General features: G+C 54.3%; 21 protein-coding genes. 14 read left to right on the top strand and 7 right to left on the bottom strand.

Annotation, left to right across the window (positions count from 1 at the left end):
• Positions 1 to 5 precede the first annotated feature (5 nt).
• The 3 genes from recO to acpS all read left to right on the top strand — a co-directional run bounded on the left by recO (position 6) and on the right by acpS (position 1923).
• Complete coding sequence (gene recO / locus N6G83_RS27150; protein WP_021178899.1) at positions 6 to 737, top strand: DNA repair protein RecO; 732 nt, start codon at positions 6 to 8, stop codon at positions 735 to 737.
• A gap of 74 nt (positions 738 to 811) precedes the next feature.
• Positions 812 to 1543 (top strand): pyridoxine 5'-phosphate synthase, encoded by a 732-nt coding sequence (pdxJ, locus tag N6G83_RS27145; protein ID WP_211135891.1) that lies wholly within the window; start codon positions 812 to 814, stop codon positions 1541 to 1543.
• Positions 1543 to 1923: a holo-ACP synthase gene (acpS, locus tag N6G83_RS27140; RefSeq protein ID WP_024486233.1), complete on the top strand. Its 381-nt coding sequence runs from the start codon at positions 1543 to 1545 to the stop codon at positions 1921 to 1923. The genes pdxJ and acpS overlap by 1 nt, the downstream gene beginning before the upstream one ends.
• Positions 1924 to 2132: 209 nt before the next feature.
• On the opposite strand, the gene N6G83_RS27135 is transcribed toward acpS, so the two are convergent.
• The 5 genes from N6G83_RS27135 to N6G83_RS27115 all read right to left on the bottom strand — a co-directional run bounded on the left by N6G83_RS27135 (position 2133) and on the right by N6G83_RS27115 (position 6408).
• Positions 2133 to 2393 (bottom strand): YfhL family 4Fe-4S dicluster ferredoxin, encoded by a 261-nt coding sequence (locus N6G83_RS27135; RefSeq protein WP_211135890.1) that lies wholly within the window; start codon positions 2391 to 2393, stop codon positions 2133 to 2135.
• 195 nt (positions 2394 to 2588) lie between these two features.
• A complete protein-coding gene (locus N6G83_RS27130) occupies positions 2589 to 4049 on the bottom strand; it encodes a glucosyltransferase domain-containing protein (protein ID WP_260524063.1) in 1461 nt (486 codons plus the stop codon).
• Positions 4046 to 4957: a glycosyltransferase family 2 protein gene (locus tag N6G83_RS27125; protein ID WP_211136576.1), complete on the bottom strand. Its 912-nt coding sequence runs from the start codon at positions 4955 to 4957 to the stop codon at positions 4046 to 4048. The genes N6G83_RS27130 and N6G83_RS27125 overlap by 4 nt, the downstream gene beginning before the upstream one ends.
• Positions 4954 to 5313 (bottom strand): GtrA family protein, encoded by a 360-nt coding sequence (locus N6G83_RS27120; protein WP_211136579.1) that lies wholly within the window; start codon positions 5311 to 5313, stop codon positions 4954 to 4956. Before N6G83_RS27120 ends, N6G83_RS27125 begins: the two co-directional genes overlap by 4 nt.
• 240 nt (positions 5314 to 5553) lie before the next feature.
• Entirely contained in the window at positions 5554 to 6408 is an 855-nt protein-coding gene (locus N6G83_RS27115; protein ID WP_260524062.1) for a MurR/RpiR family transcriptional regulator, read from the bottom strand.
• Positions 6409 to 6619: 211 nt separating this feature from the next.
• Between N6G83_RS27115 and yfhb the strand changes: the two genes are divergently transcribed.
• Complete coding sequence (yfhb, locus tag N6G83_RS27110; RefSeq protein WP_211134453.1) at positions 6620 to 7267, top strand: phosphatidylglycerophosphatase C; 648 nt, start codon at positions 6620 to 6622, stop codon at positions 7265 to 7267.
• A 39-nt stretch (positions 7268 to 7306) separates the two neighbouring features.
• On the opposite strand, the gene yiaY is transcribed toward yfhb, so the two are convergent.
• Positions 7307 to 8458 carry an L-threonine dehydrogenase gene (gene yiaY / locus N6G83_RS27105; protein ID WP_024529370.1) on the bottom strand — a complete coding sequence of 384 codons (1152 nt, stop codon included), beginning with the start codon at positions 8456 to 8458 and terminating at the stop codon, positions 7307 to 7309.
• 328 nt (positions 8459 to 8786) lie between these two features.
• Here yiaY and tadA point away from each other — a divergent pair, with 328 nt between their 5' ends.
• Positions 8787 to 9293: a tRNA adenosine(34) deaminase TadA gene (gene tadA / locus N6G83_RS27100; protein ID WP_024484269.1), complete on the top strand. Its 507-nt coding sequence runs from the start codon at positions 8787 to 8789 to the stop codon at positions 9291 to 9293.
• A 14-nt stretch (positions 9294 to 9307) separates the two neighbouring features.
• Here the strand turns inward: tadA and mltF are convergent, their stop codons facing one another.
• On the bottom strand, positions 9308 to 10765 hold the full coding sequence (gene mltF, locus N6G83_RS27095; protein ID WP_211134452.1) for a membrane-bound lytic murein transglycosylase MltF: 1458 nt from the start codon (positions 10763 to 10765) through the stop codon (positions 9308 to 9310).
• A 275-nt stretch (positions 10766 to 11040) separates the two neighbouring features.
• Here mltF and purL point away from each other — a divergent pair, with 275 nt between their 5' ends.
• The 9 genes from purL (at position 11041) to ydcS (ending at position 25402) form a co-directional block, all read left to right on the top strand.
• The gene (gene purL, locus N6G83_RS27090; RefSeq protein WP_211134458.1) at positions 11041 to 14934 is read left to right on the top strand and encodes a phosphoribosylformylglycinamidine synthase; all 3894 of its coding nucleotides are present in this window, start codon (positions 11041 to 11043) and stop codon (positions 14932 to 14934) included.
• Positions 14935 to 15758: 824 nt separating this feature from the next.
• On the top strand, positions 15759 to 17195 hold the full coding sequence (locus N6G83_RS27085) for a sensor histidine kinase (RefSeq protein ID WP_211134451.1): 1437 nt from the start codon (positions 15759 to 15761) through the stop codon (positions 17193 to 17195).
• Between the two features lie 3 nt (positions 17196 to 17198).
• Positions 17199 to 18080: a two-component system QseEF-associated lipoprotein QseG gene (gene qseG / locus N6G83_RS27080; RefSeq protein WP_074029481.1), complete on the top strand. Its 882-nt coding sequence runs from the start codon at positions 17199 to 17201 to the stop codon at positions 18078 to 18080.
• Entirely contained in the window at positions 18077 to 19417 is a 1341-nt protein-coding gene (gene glrR, locus N6G83_RS27075) for a two-component system response regulator GlrR (RefSeq protein ID WP_021178888.1), read from the top strand. Before qseG ends, glrR begins: the two co-directional genes overlap by 4 nt.
• A gap of 99 nt (positions 19418 to 19516) precedes the next feature.
• Positions 19517 to 21139 carry an NAD+ synthase gene (locus N6G83_RS27070; RefSeq protein WP_211134450.1) on the top strand — a complete coding sequence of 541 codons (1623 nt, stop codon included), beginning with the start codon at positions 19517 to 19519 and terminating at the stop codon, positions 21137 to 21139.
• A gap of 13 nt (positions 21140 to 21152) precedes the next feature.
• On the top strand, positions 21153 to 21491 hold the full coding sequence (gene glnB, locus N6G83_RS27065; RefSeq protein ID WP_004847623.1) for a nitrogen regulatory protein P-II: 339 nt from the start codon (positions 21153 to 21155) through the stop codon (positions 21489 to 21491).
• A 188-nt stretch (positions 21492 to 21679) separates the two neighbouring features.
• Entirely contained in the window at positions 21680 to 22603 is a 924-nt protein-coding gene (locus N6G83_RS27060) for a LysR substrate-binding domain-containing protein (protein WP_021178886.1), read from the top strand.
• Positions 22604 to 22714: 111 nt separating this feature from the next.
• Positions 22715 to 24178: a gamma-aminobutyraldehyde dehydrogenase gene (locus N6G83_RS27055; protein ID WP_065686622.1), complete on the top strand. Its 1464-nt coding sequence runs from the start codon at positions 22715 to 22717 to the stop codon at positions 24176 to 24178.
• Positions 24179 to 24250: 72 nt separating this feature from the next.
• Positions 24251 to 25402, top strand: coding sequence for a putative ABC transporter substrate-binding protein YdcS (gene ydcS / locus N6G83_RS27050; RefSeq protein WP_024529363.1), 1152 nt, complete (start codon positions 24251 to 24253; stop codon positions 25400 to 25402).
• Positions 25403 to 25601: the final 199 nt, after the last annotated feature.

Raw genomic sequence — 25601 nt, 5'->3', positions numbered from 1 at the left:
ATCCAATGGATGGCTGGGAGCGCGCTTTCGTCCTGCATGGGCGGCCTTTTAGTGAAACCAGCCTGATGCTGGACCTGTTCACGGAAGGCCATGGGCGGGTGCGCTTGCTGGCAAAAGGCGCACGCAGTCGCCGTTCCAATCTAAAGGGTTGCTTGCAACCCTTTACTCCTCTGTTAGTACGCTGGGGCGGTCGTGGCGAAGTCAAAACGCTGCGCGGTGCCGAAGCGGTCTCCCTTGGTTTACCCCTCAGCGGCATGATGCTTTACAGCGGCCTTTACGTGAATGAACTGTTGTCACGGGTGTTGGAGCAGGAAGGCAACTATTCGGTGTTGTTCTTCGATTATCTGCAATGCTTACAGGCTTTGGCGGCGGAGGACAGTTCCCCGGAACATGCCCTGCGGCAGTTCGAGTTGGCGCTGTTGGGGCACTTGGGTTACGGGCTGGATTTTCTCCATTGTGCTGGCAGCGGCGAACCGGTGGATGACGGCATGACCTATCGCTATCGCGAAGAAAAAGGCTTTATCGCCAGCTTGGTGGTGGATCATTACAGTTTTACCGGCCGTGAACTCCGTGCTCTGGATGAACGCCAATTTCCCGATGCAGAAACCCTGCGTGCAGCCAAGCGCTTTACCCGCATGGCGCTGAAACCCTATCTCGGCGGTAAGCCGCTGAAGAGCCGTGAACTGTTTCGTCAGTTCGTGCGCAAACAACCCGATACCCCCGTCGACGAAGCCTGAGTGGTTTCTGCTTTTGCCGTTTTGCTCGCCCGTGTAAACTGCTGCTACTGAAAATGAATTAGTAGAGGGTTGTCATGGCTGATTTACTGCTGGGCGTCAATATCGATCATATTGCCACGTTACGTAACGCGCGCGGCACCAACTACCCGGATCCGGTGCAGGCGGCATTTATTGCCGAGCAGGCGGGGGCCGATGGCATCACCGTTCACCTGCGTGAAGATCGCCGTCATATCACCGACCGCGACGTGCGTATCCTGCGCCAAACCATCCAGACCCGTATGAACCTGGAAATGGCCGTCACCGATGAAATGCTCGATATCGCCATTGAGCTGAAACCTCAATTTTGCTGTCTGGTGCCAGAGAAACGTCAGGAAGTGACCACTGAAGGTGGGCTGGACGTGGCCGGGCAGCAGGACAAAATGACCGTGGCGGTTGAACGCCTGGCACAGGCTGGCATTTTGGTTTCGTTGTTTATCGATGCCGATCACCGTCAGATCGACGCGGCGGTGGCCGTAGGTGCACCTTATATCGAGATCCATACCGGTGCCTATGCTGAAGCGCAGGGCGATCTGGCCATTCAAGCCGAGCTCAAGCGCATTGCCAAAGCGGCTACCTACGCGGCCAGCAAAGGCCTGAAGGTGAATGCGGGCCACGGTTTGACCTATCATAATGTGCAGCCGATCGCCGCGCTGCCAGAGATGCATGAGCTGAATATCGGCCATGCCATTATTGGCCAGGCGGTGATGAGCGGTCTACCGGCCGCGGTGACGGACATGAAACTACTGATGCGGGAAGCGCGTCGCTAATGGCGGTACTGGGCTTGGGAACCGACATCGTGGAGATGGCGCGTATCGAAGCGGTGGTGGAACGTAGCGGCGATCGCCTGGCTCGCCGGGTGTTAAGCCCGGCCGAATGGGAGGTGTATCAGCAGCATCAGCAGCCGGTACGCTTCCTGGCTAAACGTTTTGCGGTCAAAGAGGCCGCCGCCAAGGCGTTCGGCACCGGCATCCGCAACGGCCTGGCGTTCAATCAGTTCGAAGTGTTCAATGATGGCCTGGGGAAACCCAATATCCGGCTGCATGAACGTGCTGCCGAGCTGGCGCAGGAGATGGGGGTGAAGTCGATCCACGTTTCTCTGGCGGATGAACGCCGCTATGCCTGTGCTACGGTGATCATCGAGGGGTAAGGACGGATTTGCTCTGAGTGGCTGTCAGGTGCCGGAGTCAATCTAGTCCCCTCATCCCAACCTTCTCCCACTGGGAGAAGGAGCTAGTTAGGTGTCGCCGTCTGTTACAGAAGTAAGTCTATGGCACCTTCGTTGGAAGAGCAAAGGTGAGCTCAGTAACGATAAATAGCTCGATCGGCCCCCTCTCCCTTTGGGAGAGTGCATTTAACTCACAGGCTATCGGCATGGTGCAGCACGACAAACTTGTCCCACAGCTGTTCCTGGTTCTCTACGTGCTGCGGATCGGTAATGATGGTGTTATCGATCGGGCACACCTGCTGGCAGGTTGGGGTCTCGTAATGCCCCACGCATTCGGTGCAGCGGTTGGCATCGATCTGATAAATCTCATCCCCCATCGAAATCGCCTGGTTCGGGCATTCCAGCTCGCACATATCGCAATTGATACATTTTTTGGTGATTAATAGAGCCATATCAACTGATTGCCTTTTCTTAAATAAATCAATTGGTTAAGTGTTCTTTGCTTTCCTTGTTATTTACCCCATGGAACTAATGGATAAGGAATTTCAACGCCGCGCACTGTAACACAGAATACGGCCAACCCCAAAATCACTAGTGTCTAGCATAGTTTATAAAATGCCGCCTCTAGATAGAAGCGGCGGAAATAATTAGTTGCAACCTTTGGTGAAATCTATTACCAGTATGTTATTTATTTGATAAAGAATAAAATGGTCGGTTTCAGCTTTAAAGGCTGTTGAACAACGAGAGTTTATGGCATCGGCTTGGGCTGCCGACGTAGCTGGAAGCCACTCTCGCTTTATGCCTTCAAATTCAAAGCGTTTATTGGTCCACCACCAACCCGGGGAGTATCTGTTAATGGCGGAAATAATGGGGAAGTTTTTTTCGCTGTTGGCAAAGACTTCTGATTGAGGAAAGCTGCCTACGGTTACAATATGTTTATAGACCAGGTTAGCAGCGCTTGCTTTAATTTCTTGAATTAAAATGCTGGTAAAGTACTCTTGCGATTTTATTGCATTAGTAACGGCACTAACCATGATTAAGGTATAAAGGAATGCCGCCAGGGGAACAATAAGGAAGAGTTTCGTCTTTTCCTTGAGTGCCAGCATGATAACCATGTTAAAGAAGATGACGACGCCACCGATACCAACGTAAATTCGTGGAAAGTTACTAATAGGGGTTTCAAGAATCAATAGAGAGCCCACGCTCATTATCAATACGGCAAATGGTGAAATTAAGATAATGGCTCTTAACGAAATCTCCTGAATGTTACACTCCTTCTTTTTTCTTGAAAGAAGAATCAATGTGATGGCTATGAGCGTCAAAACTAAAAATAAGGCAACCATTATAGTTCCATTGCCTTTCATGAAACTATTATTAATGAATGTATAGTAGGAAATGAAATTATCAACAATCAGCTTTGTTATACTCTCGCTGGCAAGCCCTGGGTGATCCTCTGTATGGTTGCCACTAAAGTATTTTGGAACGACTACCAATAGGTATAGCAAAGATGCAATGACAAATTGGCCTGTTCTGGATGCCAATCTCAGCAGCGTAAGTTTGTTACTCTCATTATCACTGTAAGACTTAATTAACTCTATCGCTGCAAGAATGACGAAGAGGTTAACCGAAGCTTGATAAGTGCTGTAGGTGCCCACAACGACAGCAACACCAAGCAGAAAGTTTTTATATTCTTGCTGATATCTATAGCTGAAAGCTATCAATGGCAATGAAATGCTGATGAGTAGTGTCAGACTGTCAAATCTATATAACAATATCTCTGGCGTGGAAGGAGCTAGCAGATAGGTTAGTGGAATAATCGCATAAATTTTGTGACTGGGTAGATAGACTTTTGCATAGGCATTGAGGCAGATGACGAGAATGATACTGCCAAATATTAACGGCAATGGGTAAAGATCAACAAGATGGCTTCTGAAGTTAATGATTTTCATTACTAAATCGGCAATAGGTCGCCCATCGGCCCCCCAGTTGGTATAACCAATGGTGGCTCTGCCCATATCATCGACATAATACAGGTTTGCCAATAGAACTGGCAGTATGAGTAGTCCTATAGCATAGCTGAGGAGTTTTAAATGGCTATGGTTTTTCATTTTTTGCCTTTCAGTAAATAGCGTGGTCTTTTTTTAGTTTCGATATAGATCCTGCCAATATACTCGCCGAGTACACCGATCCCTATCAATTGCACACCACCAAGAAACAGTATTGAAACAAGAATCGAAGGATACCCAGCAACGGGATTTCCCCAAATCAGCTTATCAATGATCATCCATACCCCATAGAAAAAGGATAAAGCTGCCACAAAAAAGCCGATATATGACCAGATCCTGAGCGGGAGTGTTGAAAAACTGGTAAAACCTTCAAGTGCCAGGTTCCATAACTTCCAGCCATTAAATTTTGTCTGACCTGCGATTCGCTCGGTACGGGTGTATTCCACGACCGCAGTATCTCCTTCCACCCAACCGAGGATCCCCTTCATAAACAAATTTCTCTCCTGCAACAATTTGATATTTTCTACTGTTTCTCGGGAGAGCAGTCGGAAATCGCCTACGTTCTCTTCAATTTTGGAAGAACTTATTTTATTGTGAAGTTTATAGAACCATCTGGCTGTTTTACGCTTGAAAGGACTGTCGGTGCTCCTATCGGCCCGTTTGGCTAGCACGATCTGCCAGCCTTCCTGCCATTTATTGATCAACTGAGGAATGACTTCGATAGGATCCTGAAGGTCAACATCAATCGGGATGACCGCATCGCCGATGGCATGTTCCAAGCCAGCCAAGAGGGCGGGTTCCTTGCCAAAATTTCTTATGAAGCTGAGGGCCTTTACGGCTGGGTCCGCATTTGCAAGTGATTGAATAATCTGCTCGGTCGCATCTTTGCTACCATCATTAATGAAGACAATTTCGATATCATATTCGGACAGCTTTTCTTTTACTGTACGATAGAATATAGGTATTGCATCTTCTTCGTTGAAGACTGGAACAACTAATGAAATTTTCATTTTTTCACCCTGAAAACAATGAAATTAGAATAGACAAAGCCTGCTATAAGGCTGATAAAGGAAAATGCGACTAGCGTGATCAGGGGAGGAGTATGCATTTTATCAGCCGACCACCCTATAGTTGCCGCCATTGCCCCCATAAAGAGCACAAACAGTATATAGCGCAGAGAGGTTGCCTTTGCTTGAAATGTCCAGCGAGCGTTGGCAAAAAATGAGAAGGTTACTGCGACACAAAATGCTGCTGAATTGGCCAGTAACTGACTGGCTCCCAGCGTGTATAAAGCCGCGAATACCAACCAGTGGATCAGTGTATTAATTAACCCTATTGATGTATACCTGGCGAATAATGATAATATTTTGGATGGCTGGCCCACTCTAGGATCCTGTTTTTGGTGTTTACTCTAGCTACCCAGCATCTTAGCCGTTGTTGGTTAGATGAAAAAGCAGCAATTGCCGTGCTGGGAATGAAATGTTGATTTTATGATCCTGTCTTGGTGGCACGAGCCCTGTGGGCTGGTTTTCTGCTGTGTACCGGATATAACTTCACCTGCTCTAATTAGTTACAGGGGGATTTCTGAGCGCGCAGATTATACGTCTTACACCCGTTTTTTCACTAACTGTTCGCTGTGGTGGAGGCAATCGCGGGCATGATCGAGCTCGAACTCGTGCTGGAGCAGCGCCATAAACAGCAGGTCGGTCAGGGCGAACTGCGCGGTGCTGGAAGATATCGCCGCGCTGCGGATATTGGGCTCTTGCGCAATGGTATAAAGGCAGTGATCGGCCCGTTGCTGTAGGCCATTAGGCGAGAAACTGGTCAGAGCCAACACCTTGGCTCCGGCAATACGTGCTTCTTCGGCGGCCAGGTTGATTTCACGCCGTTCGCCGCTAAACGAGATCGCCAGCAGCAGGTCATCCTTACTCAGCGCCTTTATCGTCGCCAGTTGAACGTACATATCCGCTTCTGCCACCGCCATCACGCCAATCTTTAGCAGCTTGAACGACAGGTCTTTGGCCACTAGCCCGGAAGCCCCGATGCCGACCAAGATCACCCGCCTCGCCGCACGCAGCATCTCCAGGGCGGTAAGCAGCCGCTGTTCACTGTTGATATCCAGAGTAGCTCGTAATGCGGCCTGCTTTTCCAGCAGCAATTTCTCGCCGACGGTTTTGAGTGGATCGCTGCTCAGAATGTGATTATGGACAGTCACCACCGGTGCGACCTGCGGTTGAGCCAACACCTCACCCAATGCCAGTTTCAGCGCCGGAAATCCTTTGTAGCCCAGTTTCTGGGCGAACTTGACCACGCTCGATTGGCTGACACCGGCCAACTGGGCCAGCTTTTGTGAGCTGAGGTGAAGGGCCTGTTCGGCGTCATCCAACAGAAAGTCCGCCAGTTTGCGATCGTTTTGTGCCAGCGTTGGGTAAATCTGACGAATGCGAAGAAGGGTACTCATGGTTTTTTCCTTTGAGCCAACTGGCATTCTGCCACGCCGGTGGCAAAACGGGCAGCAATCATTTTTGCGAGCAGCAACACTATGACTTGATGAGTTAACGCGCCTTTGGCGTTGAGCAATGTCGGTTGTATCTGGTTGGTCTAGTGATTACGATAATAGCCGGTTGTATTTTCACCTGCATAATGGGGTCAACGATCCCGAGGAGTAACGCTTGACTGACAAAGCGGTTGCACAGGCCCAGCGCGTGGTATTTTTCGATCTGGATGGCACCTTGCATCAGGAAGACATGTTTGGCAGTTTCCTGCGCTTTTTGCTACGGCATCTGCCGTTGAACCTGGTGCTGGTGGTGCCGCTGTTGCCCATTATCGGATTGGGTTTGTTGATCGGTGGGCGGGCAACGCGCTGGCCCATGAGCCTGCTATTGTGGGCAATGACTTTTGGCCGTTCAGAGGCCAGGCTGAAAGCGCTGGAGGCGAAATTCGTCGACTATTTTCGCCGTAAGGTCACCGCCTTTCCGGTCGTGCAGATGCGTTTGCGTCAGTACCTGGATGCCCAGGATGCTCAAGTATGGTTGATCACCGGCTCGCCGGAACGGCTGGTGGAGCAGGTTTATCGGGACTCTGCGTTCCTGCCACGGGTACAACTGGTGGGGAGCAGCATTGTGCGTCGTTACGGGGGCTGGGTATTGCCCATGCGCTGCCTGGGAGTACAAAAGGTGGTGCAACTGGAGCAGCGTCTGGGAGCGCCATTGAAATTGTTCAGTGGCTACAGTGACAGCAAACAGGATAACCCTTTGCTCTATTTTTGCGAACACCGCTGGCGGGTAGGTAAAGAAGGCGAGTTACAGCAGTTGGATTAAATGAGGCTCCCCCAGTAAAACGAGGGAGCCTGGCAGCGGTTACATGGCTGCTTTAAAGATTGCAACGATCTGTTCGTGGCTTGCCTGAATTGGGTTGGTAAATCCGCAGGCGTCGTTCAGGGCGTTAGTGGCTAACGTAGCAAAGTCTTCTTCTTTGACTTGCAGATCGCGTAAGCCAGCAGGAATTCCCACATCTTTCGCCAGTTGGCGAATGGCGGCGATACAAGCGGCAGCCCCTTGCTCATCGCTAAGGCCTGCAACATTTACGCCCATAGCGGCGGCAATGTCTTTCAGACGCCCTGCGGCCACCTGAGTATTGAACTCTTGCACGTGCGGCAACAGCACGGCGTTACACACGCCATGTGGCAGGTTGTAGAAACCACCCAACTGGTGCGCCATAGCGTGCACATAACCCAATGAGGCGTTATTAAATGCCATACCGGCCAGGAACTGGGCATAGGCCATGTTCTCGCGCGCCTGCATGTTTTGCCCATCGTTGACCGCATCACGTAAAGACTCGGCAATCATGGTGGCGGCTTTCAGCGCGCAGGCATCGGTGATTGGGTTGGCGGCGCTGGAGACGTAAGCTTCGATAGCGTGGGTCAGAGCATCCATACCCGTGGCGGCGGTCAGGCCTTTTGGCATGCCAGCCATCAGGTGAGGATCGTTTACCGACAGGATCGGGGTGACATGCTTGTCGACAATCGCCATTTTGATGTGGCGCGCTTCGTCGGTGATGATACAAAAACGCGTCATCTCGGAAGCGGTACCCGCAGTGGTGTTGATCGCGACGACCGGCAGCTGTGGCTTAGCTGAGCGATCAACCCCTTCATAGTCTTTGATTTCCCCGCCGTTAGCGGCGACCAGGGCAATCCCTTTCGCACAGTCATGCGGCGAACCGCCACCCAGAGAAACGACACAGTCGCAGCGATGTTCGCGCAACAGTGCCAGGCCCTGTTTTACGTTTTCCGTGGTCGGGTTGGGATGTGTGCCGTCATAGACGCAGCTTTCAATGTTCTGTGCCGCTAACAGGGCTTGCACCTGAGCGACGACGCCAATGCCGTTCAAAACCTTGTCGGTCACGATCAGTGCGTTATGCAGACCATGCTCTTTCATGGTTTTTGCCGCGTCTTCCAGACAGCCGGAACCAATCATGTTGACGGAAGGGATAAAGAATGTTGAGGCAGCCATAACCTACTCCTTATAAAGGCTTTTTACGTGAGGTAAACCTTATCGTGCTAATGCATAAGAGAATATGATCTATCACAATTTAGTTAGAAAAAATTTGCTTAATTTTACAGCTTGATTTTCCACCAGTTTATAACGTTTATCTGAAATTCTAAGAGGTGAACAAAATTTAATCATCATTAAATATGATGTTATTGATTTGTTGGTGGCGTTTTGAGCGATCGACAAACGTGGCAGGTTCAAGCTTATTTGCATCAACAAGGCCGAGTGGCTGCGGCAAAAGGGACTAGTGTGTATAATGCCCGCCGCGATGCGCACGAGGACTGATGTGGTGAATGAATATAGTGATGAGTATTGGATGCGTCAGGCGTTAAGCCTGGCTCAACGTGCGCAGGAAGAAGGTGAGGTGCCGGTTGGGGCGCTGCTGGTGCTGGACAATCAGGTGATTGGCGAAGGTTGGAACCGGCCGATCGGCCGCCACGATCCCACCGCTCATGCTGAAATCATGGCGCTGCGGCAGGGGGGGGCGGTATTGCAGAATTACCGCCTGCTGAATGCCACGCTGTATGTCACGCTGGAGCCTTGCGTGATGTGCGCCGGGGCTATGGTGCATAGCCGCATCCGTCGTTTGGTATACGGTGCGGCCGATGAAAAAACCGGAGCGGTGGGTTCGCTGGTGGATATTCTGCGCCATCCGGGCATGAATCATCAGGTAGAAATCGTCTCGGGCGTGCTGGCAGAAGAGTGCGCCGCCACCCTCAGCAACTTTTTCCGCATGCGTCGCGAGCAGAAAAAAGCGCTGAAACTGGCGCAGCGGGCCGGCAAAGACCCGCAATAACTACAGTTGAATAACTACAGGGCGAGTGCCAGCTTGGCCTCTACGGCCGGATAGCCCTTGGCCAGTTCGGCCTGTTTCATCGCTTCTACCGCTTTCTTCTCTTTTTCCAACAGATAGCCCACCAGGCTGACCTGATAACGGCGGATGTTTTCCACGTAGTTATAGGCTTCGCGGCCACGGGCATAGCCATAGGTGAGTGACGGATAGTAGCGCTTCTGGCTCAGCATCGGCAGGCGCTGTTTCACATCGACCCAGCTGTCGGGGTTGCCTTGTTGGCTTTTGGTGAGTTTACGCGCGTCCAGCATATGGCCCCAGCCCATGTTATAGGCGGCCAATGCGAACCAGATCCGTTCATCTTCCGGCACCGTGTCGGGTACCTTCTCCATCAGACGTTGCAGATAGAGCGCCCCGCCTTGAATACTCTGCTCCGGATCGAGCCTGTCGGTGACGCCCAGGCCGTCGGCGGTAGCTCTGGTCAGCATCATCAGCCCACGGACACCGGTGGGGGAGGTCGCCTGCGGATTCCAGTGCGATTCCTGGTAAGCGATGGCGGCCAGCAGCTTCCAGTCAATTTCGCTGGCATACTTTTCAAACAGCGAACGGAAAGTGGGCAATACCGAGTCGATGGCCGACAGGAAGGTTTTGGTATCAACGTAGTCAAAACTGCCCACGTGCCCCAGATACTTCTCTTCCAACCGGGCCAGCGTGCCGTCTTCTACCCTTTGGCTATAAAAATCCAGCAGCGCGGCGTACAGGCTATCGTCATTGCTACGCTTCAGATACCAGGTCACAGGTTCTTCATCGGTAATGTCAAAAGCGACGGCCAGCTGTGGATGGATGCGTTGCAGCAGGGCAATGGTCACGGAGTCGCCGATGGTGTAATCCAGCTTGCCATCGGCCACCTGTTCCAGCAGCTCTTTCGAGGTCATATCGCTTGATGCTTCCCAACTGAGATCGGGGTATTTGTTTTGTTTGAGCTGCTTTAGCGTGCTGACGTGGGCCGAACCGGAGGCCACCGCCAGCTTGCCTTTGATATCGGCAAAGGTTTTTGGCCGCGTGGTTCCCAGCCGGTAAACCAACTGCTGGGAAACGGAATAGTACGCTGGGCCGGTACTGGCGCGGCTGAGGCGATCCCGGTTGTAGATCAGCCCGGCGGCGAGAATATCGGCATTGTCATCATCGAGATCGTCAAACAGGTCATTGATGTTTTGGTGTGGGATCACCACCAGCTTGACCCCCAGGTAGTTGGCAAAGCTTTTGGCCAGCTCATAGTCAAGGCCACTCGGCCCCTGCGGGGTAGTGAAATAGGTTAACGGTGAGTTTAACGTGCTGACGCGCAATTCTCCCCGCGATTTGATCGCCTCGAGCTGGCCTCCCTGTCCACCACGCCAGGCGATATTGGGCCACAGGGCAAGCGCCAGCAGCAGGGCCACAACACCGATTAGAATGTAATTTATTTTTAGGCGTTTCAAATAGTTATCTCAAATAAATGCACGCTTTATGTTGACCGTAATCAGGATTTTTTCATGGTTAAATCACCAGTGCCGGGGCATTTTGCGCAACATTACGCCAGCGCGCAACTTTATTGATAGGTTATGAGAATTCGGCAACGGGAATAGCTTTTATCAATAATAGCTACGCAAACGGTTTCGTCGGCGGCTTGGATTATCTATAATGGCGCGCGTTTTCCCCCTGTTGCGCCCAATGAAGTGCTGAACCCAGTTGCTTCGAAGACGAGAGAACTTTGATTATGGAAATACTGCGTGGTTCGCCCGCTTTATCGGCTTTTCGTATTACCAAACTACTGTCCCGCTGCCAGGATGCTCAACTCCCGATCGTTGATATCTATGCCGAGTACGTTCACTTTGCCGATGTCAGCGCACCGTTAAGCGCCGAAGAGCAGGCCAAGCTGCAGCGGTTGCTCAAGTACGGCCCTTCTCTCGCTGAACATGCTCCGCAAGGCCGACTGCTGTTGGTGACGCCACGCCCGGGCACCATTTCGCCGTGGTCTTCCAAAGCCACCGATATCGCCCATAACTGTGGCCTGACGCAGGTGGTTCGTCTTGAACGCGGCCTGGCATTTTATGTCACAGCGCCGACCTTGACCGAGGCCCAGTGGCAACAGCTTGCCACCCTGCTGCACGATCGCATGATGGAAACGGTATTCAGCGAGCTGCAACAGGCGGAAACACTGTTCTCTCATCATCAACCCGCACCGTATCAGACGGTGGATATCCTGGCCCAAGGCCGCAGCGCGCTGGAACAGGCCAACACCAAACTGGGGCTGGCCCTGGCGCAGGACGAGATCGACTACCTGCTGGCCGCCTTTACCGAGTTGGGGCGCAACCCAACGGATATTGAGCTGTACATGTTCGCACAGGCCAACTCCGAACATTGCCGCCACAAGATTTTCAACGCCGACTGGGTCATCGACGGCGAACAGCAACCGAAATCGCTGTTCAAGATGATCAAAAATACCTTTGAGCAGACGCCGGACTACGTGCTTTCTGCCTATAAAGATAACGCAGCGGTGATGGAAGGTTCCCAGGTAGGGCGCTTCTTTGCCGCGCCGCAAAGCGGCCTGTATGACTATCATCAGGAAGAAGCACACATCCTGATGAAGGTGGAAACCCACAACCATCCAACGGCGATCTCGCCTTGGCCAGGAGCTGCGACCGGTTCTGGCGGTGAAATCCGCGACGAAGGCGCAACAGGCCGTGGCGCGAAGCCGAAAGCTGGCCTGGTAGGGTTCTCGGTTTCCAACCTGCGTATTCCGGGTTTCGAACAGCCTTGGGAACAGGATTTCGGCAAACCGGATCGCATCGTCACCGCGCTGGATATCATGACCGAAGGCCCATTGGGCGGCGCGGCATTCAATAACGAGTTTGGTCGTCCGGCGCTGGTCGGTTACTTCCGTACTTATGAAGAGCGCGTCAATAGCCACAACGGCGTTGAGCTGCGTGGCTACCACAAACCGATCATGCTGGCAGGCGGCCTGGGCAACATCCGCGCCGATCATGTGCAAAAAGGTGAGATCACCGTTGGTGCCAAACTGGTGGTGCTGGGTGGCCCGGCGATGAACATCGGTTTGGGCGGCGGGGCGGCTTCGTCGATGGCCTCTGGCCAGTCTGATGCCGATCTGGATTTTGCTTCGGTGCAGCGTGATAACCCGGAAATGGAACGCCGCTGCCAGGAAGTGATCGACCGCTGCTGGCAGATGGGCGATAGCAACCCGATCCTGTTTATCCACGATGTGGGTGCCGGTGGTCTGTCGAACGCGATGCCGGAACTGGTTAGCGACGGTGGCCGCGGTGGCCGTTTCGAACTGCGTGACATTCTCAACGACGAGCCGGGCATGAGCCCGCTGGAAGTGTGGTGTAACGAATCCCAAGAGCGTTATGTGATGGCGGTAGCGCCTGAGCAGATGGCGACCTTCGAGGAAATCTGCCGCCGTGAGCGCGCGCCTTTCGCGGTGATTGGCGAAGCGACGGAAGAACGCCATCTGACGCTCAACGATCGTCACTTTGACAATCAGCCGATCGACATGCCGTTGGATGTGCTGCTGGGCAAAACGCCAAAAATGACCCGCGACGTGAAACGTCAACAGGCGAGCGGCGAAGCGTTGCAGCGTGCTGGTATCTCCATTGCCGATGCGGTCGAGCGGGTGCTGCACTTGCCAGCCGTTGCGGAGAAAACTTTCCTGATCACCATTGGCGACCGTACCGTCACCGGCATGGTTGCGCGTGACCAGATGGTCGGCCCGTGGCAGATCCCGGTAGCCGACTGTGCAGTAACCACGGCCAGCCTGGACAGCTATTACGGAGAAGCGATGTCGATCGGTGAGCGTGCTCCCGTCGCATTACTGGATTTTGCCGCCTCTGGCCGCCTGGCGGTAGGGGAAGCGTTGACCAACCTGGCCGCGGTGGAAATCGGTTCGCTCAAGCGGGTGAAACTTTCCGCCAACTGGATGGCCGCAGCGGGCCACCCTGGCGAAGATGCCGGTCTGTATGAAGCGGTGAAGGCGGTGGGGGAAGAACTTTGCCCAGCGCTGGGGATCACCATTCCGGTGGGCAAAGACTCGATGTCGATGAAAACCCGCTGGCAGGAAGGCAATGAACAGCGGGAAATGACGTCACCACTGTCGCTGGTGATCACCGCATTTGCTCGCGTCGAAGATGTGCGCCACACCGTGACGCCGCAACTGCGTACCGACAAGGGTGAAAGTGCGCTGTTACTGATCGACCTGGGCAATGGTCACAATGCCCTGGGGGCAACGGCGTTGGCGCAGGTCTATCGCCAACTGGGCGACAAGCCAGCCGATGTACGCAACGTGGAGCAATTGGCCGGTTTCTTCAACGCGATGCAGCAGCTGGTGGCGGATCGTGCGCTGTTGGCCTATCACGACCGTTCCGATGGCGGCCTGTTGGTCACCTTGGCCGAGATGGCGTTTGCCGGGCATTGCGGCGTGGAAGTCGATATTCAGGCGCTGGGTTCCGACGCCTTGGCTGCCTTGTTCAACGAAGAACTGGGTGCGGTGATCCAGGTGCCTGCTGCGCAGCTGGCAGCCGTACAGCAAGTATTTGCCCAACACGGTCTGACGGATAACGTGCATCACCTTGGCCAGGCGCTGAGTGGCGATCGTTTCGTTATCACCAGCGCTGGCAAACCGGTGTACAGCGAAAGCCGCAACACCCTGCGTACCTGGTGGGCTGAAACCACCTGGCAGATGCAGCGCCTGCGTGATAACCCGGAATGTGCCGATCAGGAGCACCAGGCCAAGCAGGATGAACGCGATCCGGGCCTGAACGTCAAGCTGACCTTCGCGACCGATGACGATATCGCGGCACCTTATATAGCCAAGGGCGCACGCCCCAAGGTTGCGGTATTGCGTGAGCAAGGGGTTAACTCCCACGTTGAGATGGCGGCGGCGTTCCACCGTGCCGGTTTTGATGCGGTTGACGTTCACATGAGCGATCTGCTGGCAGGCCGCCGCGATCTGCAAGAGTTCCATACGTTGGTGGCCTGTGGCGGCTTCTCTTATGGCGACGTGTTGGGTGCCGGGGAAGGCTGGGCGAAATCGATACTGTTCAACGAGCGCGTACGTGATGAGTTTGCCGATTTCTTCCATCGTCCGCAGACCTTGGCACTGGGCGTTTGTAACGGTTGCCAGATGATGTCTAACCTGCGTGAACTGATCCCGGGGGCTGAACATTGGCCGCGCTTTGTGCGCAACCTGTCGGATCGTTTCGAAGCGCGCTTCAGTCTGGTGGAAGTGGCCAGTAGCCCGTCGCTGTTTATGCAGGGTATGACAGGCTCGCGCATGCCGATTGCCGTTTCTCATGGTGAAGGCCATGTAGAAGTGCGCGATGCGGCGCATCTGGCGGCGTTGGAACATCACGGCCTGGTTGCGTTGCGCTTTGTCGACAATCATGGTCAAGTGACCGAAGCTTACCCTGCCAACCCGAACGGTTCACCGAATGGGATTACCGCAGTGACCAGCAGCAATGGCCGCGCCACCGTAATGATGCCGCATCCTGAACGCGTGTTCCGCACCGTCAGCAACTCCTGGCATCCAGAGGAGTGGGGTGAAGACAGCCCTTGGATGCGCATGTTCCGCAACGCTCGCAAGCAACTGGGGTGATTTAACCTGAGGTTTGCGTGAAAGTTTACTAAGGCGCTGCATTGGCGCCTTTTTTTATTTCTTTATTTTTTAAGTGGTTAGCTAATATGTCGGTTTTTTGAGACAAAGGCCATATTGCCTGTCTCTAAAAAGAGACATTTAACTCATTGATTTTAATCAGGGTTAAAGCGATTGGATTTAGTTGTCGTGTTTTGGCGACGGTGTGTCGGATTAATACTCAAACTCGACTACCCAGGTAGCGCGCTGGACGTGACGTTGAAATAAATTATGTTTAATAAACAATATGATGAAAATATTTTTATAAAGTTGGCACGGATGGTGCATTATAACTATCAGTTGCTCATTCACCTTTTTATGATTGGCCCCGTCTAGTACGGAACAGCGCCTCATAAGCCTCCGAATGATGCCTAAGAAATGGTGCCTATCGTCCAACCAAACCGATAACAGACGCGCAAGCGACTTTATCAAGCATCGGACGACACGTGGAGTGAGGCACCGCCTAGTATCCAACTGTGATGAAGCGTTCATCAATCCCGGATACTTTTTGGATGCTATTCGTCCTGATCAGATGCCAGCCTAGTGCTACATCACCTGGGGACGAGGAGTAAGGGCATCCACATATTCCTTGCGATGGGGCATCATGCCCCAGCGTCAATATCCAAACCGCATTGCCTTCGTTATTTCCCTCGATACGTTCTCAAACCACATCAGTTTCCTCTTTTGGGGATAACGCGTTTTTGCTTATCTAAGCGCCATTAATCCGCTGCCGGGCTTTTCTCTCCCCGGATTGTCGGTTAGCATCTGGGCAGACTAGAGATAATGAGATGATTTCTTTGAAAAGATGGCGTCTATTTCCACGCTCGTTGCGCCAATTGGTCGTAATGGCGTTCCTGCTGGTGCTGTTACCGCTGCTGGTATTGGCTTATCAGGCCTACCAAAGCCTGGATCATCTCAGCGCGCAGGCGGCGGATATCAACCGTACGACGCTGGTGGATGCCCGCCGTAGTGAGGCAATGACCAGCGTGGCGCTGGAAATGGAGCGCAGCTATCGCCAGTATTGCGTACTGGTCGATCCGACCCTGGAGCGGCTGTACCAGAACCAGCGTAAACAGTATTCACAAATGCTGGATGCCCACGCCCCGATCCTGCCGGACGAACGTTACTACCAGACACTACGTAAACTGCTGACTCAGCTTGCCACCATCAAGTGCCAGAGCAGCGGGCCGGACAAGGACGCTTCACAACTGTTAGAGTCTTTTTCACATTCCAACGCCGAAATGGTCCAGGCCACGCGCACCGTGATTTTTTCCCGTGGGCAGCAACTGCAACAGGCGATCGCCGAGCGCGGCCAATACTTTGGCTGGCAGGCGCTGTTGCTGTTCCTGGTCAGCGTGCTGTTGGTGGTACTGTTTACCCGCATGATTATCGGGCCCGTCAAGGCCGTTGAGCGTATGATTAACCGTTTGGGGGAAGGGCGACCCATCGGCATGACGGCATCCTTTAAAGGTCCACGTGAACTGCGTTCTTTGGCTCAGCGTATTGTCTGGTTGAGCGAGCGCCTGGCCTGGCTGGAATCGCAGCGCCATGAGTTCCTGCGCCATATCTCCCATGAGTTGAAAACGCCGCTGGCCAGCATGCGTGAAGGCACCGAGCTGTTGGCTGATGGTGTGGCAGGCCCGCTCACCTCCGATCAGAAAGAGGTGGTGGCGATCCTCGATCAGAGCAGCCGCCATCTACAATTGCTGATTGAGCAACTGCTGGATTACAACCGCAAACTGGCAGATGGCCCGTCGGAACATGAAAACGTCGAGCTGGAAGAACTGGTGGATATGGTGGTCGCCGCCCACAGTTTGCCAGCTCGTGCCAAGATGATCCGTACGGAAGTCAAACTTGAGGCGGAAATCTGCTGGGCAGAGCCTACGCTATTAATGCGCGTACTGGATAATCTCTACTCCAATGCGGTGCACTACGGCAAGGAATCCGGTAACATTTGGATCCGCAGCCGCCAGGTCGGCCAACGGGTACAGATTGACGTTGCCAATACCGGCAGCGCGATCCCGCAAGCGGAACGCACCATGATTTTTGAGCCTTTTTTCCAGGGGAGTCACCAGAGAAAAGGGGCCGTTAAAGGAAGCGGACTGGGGCTGAGCATTGCACAGGACTGTATTCGCCGTATGCGTGGCGAATTGATATTGGTGGATCTCGCCGATGCCGACGTCTGCTTCCGTATTGAATTGCCATTAACCGCCGAGAATGAATAAATAATGTACACAGGGTCTAATCGCGCTTATCAATCGCAGACCGAAGGTTCACCGCGTGTTTCTCTACGCGCACCGCTCGGCAAACATTCGCTTTCTTTTTTGGGCACGATCCTTTTTGCCCCGTTTCTGCTGATCGGCTGTGTCGATCGTGCCGTCAGTAGCGGCCCGGCCCAGCAGCAACAGGAAGCGATCCCGGATACCAAGGTGGTGGATTACCGCATTGCGCCTTGCGATACGCTATGGCAACTTGACGAAAAAGAAGCCTTGGAAAACTCACTCTTCTGGCTAAGGGCGATGGACTGCGCCGATCGTATTGGCTCCACGCAGGCCAGAGCGTTGGCGAAAACCCTGCCGGGCAACGATTGGCAGAACGTGTTCAAGCAAAGCATTTTGCTGGGCAGCGCTGAGCCAAGCTCGAGCGAGCGCCGCCAGATCATCGATCGTCTGAACAGCTATCGCCTCGAATTCCCTAACTCGCTGCGTCCATTGCTGCAACTGTGGCGTCAGCAGCAGGCGTTGCAAGTGAACCTGTTTGACGAGCGGGCGCGTTACCAGCACCTGCAGGAAAGTTCGGACAGCCAGATCGATTCGCTGCGCCAGAACCAGATCCATCTGCAGAGCCAGTTGCAGGAGACCTCCCGCAAACTGGAGAACCTGACCGATATCGAACGCCAGCTTTCGTCACGCAAGCAACTGCAGGGGGAAATCCCGGAAAGCAGCGTGGCGCAGCCTAAAGCAGATGCTGCAGGCAAGCCCGCAGCACCCGCCAAAGTGGCCGAGCCCGCAGAGCCAGCCCCGGTGACTGAAACCGGTACCGCCTTGCCGGTAGAGCCGGAAGAGACCTACACGCCGCCCGCGGCTAACAAGGAGTCCCCAGCGCAATGACAGCTCGCAAACCGGCCAATCTTTTGTTGGTTGACGACGATCCCAGCCTGCTTAAGCTGTTGGGAATGCGCCTGACCAGCGAAGGTTTTCACGTTACCACGGCGGAAAGCGGACAAGAGGCCTTGCGTCTGCTGGCCCGTGAAAAGATCGACCTGGTGATCAGCGATCTGCGGATGGATGAAATGGACGGCATGGCGCTGTTTGCCGAGATCCAGAAATACCAGCCGGGGATGCCGGTGATCATCCTGACCGCCCACGGTTCCATCCCGGACGCGGTGGCGGCGACCCAGCAGGGGGTGTTCAGCTTCCTGACCAAGCCGGTCGATCGTGATGCGCTGTATAAGGCGATCGATGAAGCGCTGTCGCTGTCGTCGATCCCTGCCGGTGATGACAGCTGGCGTGAGGATTTTGTCACCCGTAGCCCGATTATGCTGCGGTTGCTTGAACAGGCCAAGATGGTCGCCCAGTCGGACGTCAGCGTGCTGATCAATGGCCAGAGCGGCACCGGCAAAGAGGTGCTGGCACAGGCCATCCATGCGGCTAGCCCACGGGCCAAGAAAGCCTTTATCGCCATCAACTGCGGTGCGTTGCCGGAGCAACTGCTGGAGTCGGAGCTGTTTGGTCATGCCAAGGGGGCGTTCACCGGTGCCGTCAGCAGCCGTGAAGGTTTGTTCCAGGCGGCAGAAGGTGGCACGCTGTTCCTGGATGAGATTGGCGATATGCCGCTCTCGCTGCAGGTAAAATTGCTACGCGTGTTGCAGGAACGCAAGGTGCGTCCACTGGGCAGCAACCGCGATCTGGATATTGACGTACGTATCATTTCCGCCACCCACCGCGATCTGCCTAAGGCGATGGTAAAAAACGAGTTCCGTGAAGATCTCTATTACCGTCTGAACGTGGTTAACCTGAAAATACCGGCGCTCAACGAGCGGGCCGAAGATATCCCGCTGCTGGCCAACCATCTGTTACGTGCTTCGGCGCTGCGCCACAAACCTTTTGTACGCAGTTTCTCCTCCGATGCCATGAAACGCCTGATGACCGCCAGTTGGCCCGGCAACGTGCGCCAGTTGGTGAACGTGATCGAGCAGTGCGTGGCATTGACCACGGCGCCGGTGATCAGTGAAGCGCTGGTCGAGCAGGCGCTGGAAGGGGAAAACACGGCGCTGCCGACCTTTGTCGAGGCGCGCAACCAGTTTGAATTACACTATTTACGTAAACTGTTGCAGATCACCAAGGGTAACGTCACCCAGGCCGCGCGCATGGCGGGCCGTAACCGTACTGAGTTCTATAAATTGTTGTCGCGCCATGAACTGGACGCCAACGATTTCAAAGAATGATGTTTTCTTTTCTGAACCTGCATGCGCAGGTTCTCAACAAAGTAGCCGGAATGATTTACACTCCGTTTTCTTTGTTGTGGCATGGCAGACCATAGAGATATGAGCAGATCACTTTCCATTGCGTTGGCCCAGCTGAATTTGCTGGTGGGCGATATTGAAGGCAACAGCGAGCGCATGTTGCAAACCGTGCAGGAGCAGCAGAAGGCGGGAGCCGATCTGGTCATGTTCACCGAACTGGCGCTGTCCGGCTATCCGCCGGAAGACTTGCTGTACCGTGATGATTTCTACCAGCGCTGCGATACTCAGCTAAGCCGCTTGCAGCAGGCCTCCGCCGATGTGGCGATCCTGGTCGGCCACCCGTGGCGTGAAGATGGCAAGCTGTATAACGCGCTGTCCCTGTTCTCTGAGGGGGCTTTGCAGGCCCGTTACTTCAAGCAACAGCTGCCTAACTACGGCGTATTCGATGAGAAGCGCTATTTCCATGCGGGCGATAAAAACTGCGTGGTGGAGCTGAAAGGTTATCGCCTGGGGTTGCTGATCTGCGAAGACCTGTGGTTCCCGGAACCGGTCGATTCGGCGAAAGCGGCGGGGGCAGAGATCCTGCTGTCGATCAACGCTTCCCCGTATAACCGTGAAAAGCCGTATATCCGCAAAACCCTGATGGCGGGCCATTGCCAGCGTACCGGTCTGCCGTTGGTCTATCTGAATCAGATCGGCGGGCAGGACGAACTGATTTTCGACGGCTGTTCAAAAGTCTTTGATGCCGCTGGCAATATGACTCATCGCCTGGCGGCTTTCGCCGAGCAGGTGACTCTGCTTGAGTTCAAAGGCCTGGAAGTGGTGCCGATGACGGCTCCGGCGGCGGAGTTGCCACAGCTGGCGCAGGTGTATGAAGCGCTGGTGCTGGCCGTACGCGACTATGTGACCAAGAACGGTTTCAAAGGTGCGGTGCTGGGCTTGTCTGGCGGGATCGACTCGGCGCTGACCCTGGCGATCGCCGTGGATGCGTTGGGCAAAGACAAGGTTCAAGCCTTGATGATGCCGTTCCGCTATACGGCAGACATCAGCATCGCCGATGCCAAGGAAGAGGCCGAAATCCTCGGTATCGAATTTGACATCGTCTCGATTGAACCGATGTTCGACGCCTTTATGGGCCAGCTCGCCCCGATGTTTGCTGATAGCGCACGGGATACCACCGAAGAAAACCTGCAGGCCCGCTGCCGTGGCGTGGTGCTGATGGCGTTGTCTAACAAACGCGGTAGCATCGTGTTAACCACGGGTAACAAAAGCGAGGTGGCTGTCGGATATTGCACGCTGTATGGTGACATGGCCGGTGGCTTCGACGTATTGAAAGATGTGCCGAAAACCCTGGTGTTCAAGCTTTCCGAATACCGTAATACTGTCTCCTACGTGATCCCTCAGCGGGTGATCGATCGTCCACCGTCTGCTGAACTGGCGCCGGATCAGCTCGATCAGGACAGCCTGCCACCGTATGACATTCTGGATGCTATTCTGGAAGGTTATGTCGAGCGCGATAAATCGGTTGCCGATCTGGTTGCTGAGGGCTTTGAAGAAGCCGTGGTGCGCAAGGTGATCCGCCTGGTGGATATCAACGAGTATAAACGCCGTCAGGCCGCCGTCGGGCCGCGCATTACCGCCCGTAACTTTGGCAAAGACCGCCGCTACCCGATCACCTCCGGCTTTGGCCGTAAAAATTGGTAATTAAGGAATAAAAATGAAAAAAATTGACGCGATTATCAAGCCCTTCAAACTGGATGACGTGCGTGAAGCACTGGCCGAAGTCGGCATCACCGGCATGACGGTGACAGAAGTGAAAGGCTTTGGTCGCCAGAAGGGCCATACCGAACTGTACCGTGGTGCCGAGTATATGGTCGACTTCCTGCCAAAGGTTAAAATCGAGATCGTAGTGGCTGACGATATCGTGGACACCTGTGTGGAAACCATCATGCAGACGGCGCAGACCGGTAAAATCGGCGACGGTAAAATTTTTGTCTTCGACGTGGCCCGTGTGGTGCGTATCCGTACCGGCGAGCAGGACGAAGAAGCGATTTAATCATTCGGCTGACAAGCCAACAGGCTCACAACAAAGGCGCGGCTTAGCTGCGCCTTTGTTGTTTTTGTGCACTGCCTCCCTATTTGCGTTCTAAAAAAGCGAACGATATCGCGTTTTTCACACATTTCCTGATGGCTTTCCGGTGAGCATCTACACTCAAACCAACTGTTTTGTTTGAGGTTGTTACCATGATGACGTTACGCCAAATCCGCCATTTTATTGCCGTGGCCGAAACCGGGTCGATCTCGGCGGCGGCGCAGGCGGTGTTTGTGTCACAGTCTTCGCTTACGCTGGCGATCCAGCAGTTGGAAACCGACATTGGTGTGCGGTTGTTTGAACGTCACGCCAAGGGAATGAACCTGACCCACCAGGGGCACCAGTTCCTGCGCCAGTCGTATCTGATCCTGGCAACGGTGGATAATGCCAAGCGCAGCCTGCAACTAGGCACCGAAAGCCTGAGTGGCAAATTGACCATCGGCGTCACCAGCCTGGTGGCGGGGTATTTCCTGGTTGAGCTGCTCAAGCGCTTCAAGTCTGCCTATCCCAACGTGACCATCCAGGTGATTGAGGACGAACGGCCCTATATCGAGCATTTGCTGGTGAGCGGTGAAATTGATATCGGGGTGCTGATCCTGTCGAACATTGAAGACCGCGATGCCTTACAGACCGAAGTGCTGATGCACTCCCCGTATCGCCTGTGGCTGCCGCCGCTGCATCCGCTGCTGGAGCACGAAAGCATCGGTTTGGCAGACGTTGCCAAACAGCCGCTGATCCAACTCAACGTTGATGAAATGGACGTTCATGCCCGGCGTATCTGGGGGAGAGCGGGCCTGAAGCCGGAGATCGCCATGAAAACTGCCTCCACCGAAGCGGTGCGCAGCCTGGTGGCGGCGGGCATGGGCATTGCCATCCTGCCGGATATGGCTTACCGCGCCTGGTCGTTGGAAGGCAATATGATTGAAGCGCGCAAGCTGGTGGATTTGCTGGAACCGCTGGATATCGGTCTGGCGTGGCGGCGTGGCAGCGCACGGCCTGAATTGGTGACGCCATTCCTCACCATTGCGCGGGAGAACAGCAAAACGAACATGACTGGCCTCAAGCCTTCGATTTAATCGAACGCTGCCTTCAGTATTTAGAATTTGTTGTCCGCAGTGCGCTCGCTTAGTCTGATTAAAACTAACTTATCACATTTAGTTAACGTTTTTGTCACATGAGGCGGCGCAATGGCAGAGTTACAGTTGGTTTCAGGTTTGTCCTGTCGGCAATTCATTAACGGCGAATCGGTCGAGGGTGAAGGCCACCAGGAGACCATTGTTAATCCTGCCAACGGTGAAACTCTGGTTTCCATTGCCGAGGCAACGCCAACTCAGGTGGGTCACGCAGTTGCCGCCGCGCAGCGGGCATTTTCCCACTGGTCACGGACCACTCCCGCTTTCCGAGCAACAATCCTGCTGCGTATTGCCGATGCTATTGAACGGCAGGCAGAACATCTGGCGCGCCTTGAAGCGCTGAACTGCGGTAAACCTTTCCATCAGGCACTGAACGACGATCTCCCCGCAGCCATTGACGTATTCCGCTTCTTCGCCGGGGCCGTGCGCACCCAGCAAGGCCAGTTGGCCGGTGAATATGTTGAGGGCCATACCTCAATGATCCGGCGTGACCCGATCGGTGTGGTGGCCTCCATCGCGCCATGGAACTATCCGCTGATGATGGCGGCCTGGAAGATTGCTCCGGCGCTGGCCGCAGGCAACACCGTAGTATTCAAGCCCTCCGAACATACCCCATTGACCATCCTGGCCTTGGTGCCTGCGTTGCAGGAAATCCTGCCGCCAGGCGTGTTGAACATTGTTTATGGCGGTGGCGAAGGGGTGGGTAGTCATCTGGTGGGTCATCCGCAGGTTCGTTTGGTTTCGGTTACCGGCGATATTGTTACCGGGCAAAAAATCCTGCAGGCGGCGGTCAAAAGCGTCAAGCGTACCCATCTGGAACTGGGCGGTAAAGCCCCGGTGATCGTCTGTGACGATGCCGATCTGGATGAGGTCGTCAGCAGTATCCGCACCTTCGGTTACTACAATGCCGGGCAGGATTGCACCGCGGCCTGCCGCATTTACGCCCAGGCAGGAATCTATCCGAAGCTGGTGGAAGCTTTGGGGGAGGCAGTCTCTAGCCTGCGCTTTGCCCGCAAGCGCGACGAAGATAATGAAATTGGCCCACTAATTAGCAGCCGCCAGCGTGACCGGGTGGCCAGCTTTGTCGAACGGGCCCTCAGCCAGCCACATATCGAATTGATCACTGGCGCGGCGGCGCACTCTGGCCCCGGCTTTTACTACCAGCCCACGCTATTGGCTGGCTGCCTGCAAACCGATGAAATCGTCCAGCGTGAAGTGTTTGGCCCGGTGGTCAGCGTGACGCGTTTCGACACCCTGGAGCAGGCGGTGACCTGGGCCAATGACTCCGAATACGGTCTGGCCTCCTCGGTCTGGACACAGAATATCGACCGCGCGCTGCATATCGCGGCGCATTTGCAATATGGCAGCACCTGGATCAATACCCACTTTACCCTGGCGAGCGAAATGCCCCACGGTGGCTTAAAGCGCTCCGGCTACGGCAAAGATCTCTCCAGTGATTCATTACAGGATTACAGCGTTGTCCGGCACGTGATGGCGAAGTTCAAGGCTTCCTTCTAACCACACGGCCGATAAAAAATCGGCGGCAACCGTTCCTTGCCGCATATCTACTGCAACACAGGGGTAATTACGATGGGAAAAACACACGCAATCACCACAGTCACCGCGCTCTGTATGACGATCCTTTGCGGTATGGCTCAGGCTGCTGATACGCCGCAGCAGTTGGGCAAAGGGGAAGGGCGGTTGGACATCATCGCCTGGCCCGGTTACATCGAACGTGGTCAGTCCGACAAGAACTACGACTGGGTGACCCAGTTTGAGAAACAGACCGGCTGTGCGGTGAATGTGAAAACCGCCGCGACCTCGGATGAAATGGTCAGCCTGATGGCGAAAGGCGGTTACGATCTGGTGACCGCTTCTGGCGATGCGTCGTTGCGCCTGATCTTCGGCAAACGCGTGCAGCCAATCAATACCGCGCTGATCCCTAACTGGAAGAATATCGACCCACGCCTGTTGAACGGTCCTTGGTACAACGTGGCGGGGAAAACCTACGGTACGCCGTATCAGTGGGGGCCAAACCTGCTGATGTATAACACCAAAACCTTCCCGACGCCGCCAGACAGTTGGGCCGTGGTGTTCCAGCAGCAAAACCTGCCGGACGGCAAGACCAATCAGGGCCGGGTGCAGGCTTACGACGGCCCAATCTATATCGCCGATGCGGCACTGTTCCTGAAAGCGACTCAACCCCAGCTTGGCATCACCGACCCTTACCAACTGAACGAAGAGCAGTATCAGGCGGCACTGAAACTGCTGCGCAGCCAGCACGCGCTGATCCACCGTTACTGGCATGACACCTCGGTACAGATGAGCGATTTCAAAAACGAAGGCGTGGTGGCCTCCAGCGCCTGGCCATACCAGGCCAACGCCCTGAAAGGCGAAGGCCAGCCTATCGCTACCGTATTCCCGAAAGAAGGGGTTACCGGCTGGGCAGATACCACCATGTTGCACGCCGAGGCTAAGCATCCAAGCTGCGCCTACCAGTGGATGAACTGGTCGCTGGAGCCGAAGGTCCAGGGTGACGTCGCTGCCTGGTTTGGTTCATTACCAGCAGTTCCAGCAGGCTGCAAGGCCAGCACCTTGCTCGGCGACAAAGGGTGTGAAACCAACGGTTTCAACCAGTTCGACAAGATTGCTTTCTGGAAAACGCCACAGGCCGAGGGCGGCAAGTTCGTCCCTTATAGCCGCTGGACACAGGACTACATCGCCATTATGGGCGGTAGATAACTCTCATTGCTCTCACCTGCGAGCGCCAGACGGCTCCCTCTCCCTTTGGGAGCGTTGGGGTGAACAACTGGACTACATCGCCATTACGGGCGGTAGATAACCACCACTGTTCTCACCTACGAGTGCCTGACGGCTCCCTCTCCCTTTGAGAGAGGTTGGGTGAACTGCTGGACTATATCGCCATTACGGGTGGTAGATA

It is taken from the genome of Serratia sp. PL7, assembly GCF_945957435.1.
Note: the sequence above shows the minus strand (reverse complement) of the source record. Positions and strands in the feature narration are given on the sequence as shown.